This is a genomic window from Curtobacterium luteum, assembly GCF_001475545.1.
Lineage (GTDB): Bacteria > Actinomycetota > Actinomycetes > Actinomycetales > Microbacteriaceae > Curtobacterium > Curtobacterium luteum_A.
The window spans coordinates 1-1,306 of sequence record NZ_LDQC01000122.1 but is presented as its reverse complement, the minus strand read 5'-3'; the positions used below and the strand labels follow the sequence as shown (position 1 = coordinate 1,306).

At 68.8% G+C, this 1,306-nt stretch carries 1 protein-coding gene; it reads left to right on the top strand.

Features of this window, described 5'->3' with window-relative positions:
* Positions 1 to 1,306 (top strand): OpgC domain-containing protein (gene opgC / locus NS184_RS16285; protein ID WP_193750519.1); only part of this gene is annotated, 1,306 nt, incomplete at both ends.

Sequence of the window (1,306 nt, the reverse complement as noted above, 5' to 3'; positions counted from 1 at the left end):
ACCGAGGCCGCCGGCCGCGACGTCCCGCTCACCCGGAACGACGCCCCGGAGTCCGGTGAGGTCGAAGCCCGGTTCGACGAGACCTGGGGCTACGAGCAGCCCGTGACGGAGGGCACCTTCTACGACCGGTTCGCGAAGGGTCGCGACCTGCCGATGCTCCTCGACACCGGCGCGCTCTACGACCACTCGCTGCGGGGTGACGCGGAGCTCACGGTCAAGCAGGGCTGGTGGCGTCAGGTCATCGCGGCGGTGCAGGACAAGCCGCTCGTCGAGGGGATCACGTTCCTCGAGACGAACCGACGCGAGCCCGAGGCGGGCAACCGGGTCGCAGACTGGCGCGACACGGCGGTCCCGGGCATCGCCGGGTCGTTCCGGACCGACCTCGAGCGCGCCGGGGACTTCGTGTTCGGCCCCGTCACCGAACGGGTCACGCCGCAGGACGGCGCCGCGGCGACGAACCAGCAGTACGACACCGGTGGCGACCAGATGGCCTGGATCGTGTGGTTGGCGGTCGGCCTCGCCGCGGTGTTCCTGCTCAGCGGGCTGTTCGGCCGGCTCGTCCCGAGTTGGCGGTACCCCGACGACGGCAAGCCCGGGCGCGACCTCCGGCTCGACCTGTTCCGCGGGTTCATCATCCTCGCCGTCGTCATCACCCACATCGAGATCGGCGGACCGTACTCGTACATCACGCTGCACGCGGTCGGAGCGATCACCGGCGCCGAGATGTTCGTGTTCCTGTCCGGCATGGTCCTCGGCATGACCTACCCGTTCGCCATCAAGAAGTTCGGCGAGTGGGCGGCGGCGGTCGGCGCGTGGAAGCGGGCGCGCAAGCAGTACCTCGTGACGCTCGTGGTGATCCTGGTCGTCTTCGCGCTGAGCTTCGTGCCGTTCCTCAACACCGATGCGATCACGACCTTCACCGACCGGGGGACCGGCACCGGGGGCGTCGGCGCCGAGGGCCGGGTGTACGACCTCTACCCGAACGCGATGCAGCTGCTGGCCTACCCGCCACCGTGGTTCGCGATCCGGCAGTTCCTGCTGCTCGAGATGGGCCCGTGGCCGTTCAACATCATGGGGCTGTTCGTGGTGCTCAGCCTGTTCATCCCGGTGTTCATGTGGGTGATCCGGCGTGGCTTCTGGTGGGCGCTCCTCATCGTCAGCTGGGCGCTGTACGTCTACCAGGCGGTCAACCCGGACTTCCGTCCGCTGAACTCGCAGTTCGAGGCGGTGTTCCCCCTGCTCACCTGGCAGGTCGTGTTCACACACGGACTCGTCCTCGGCGTCTACCGACGGCAGGTCGTCGGCG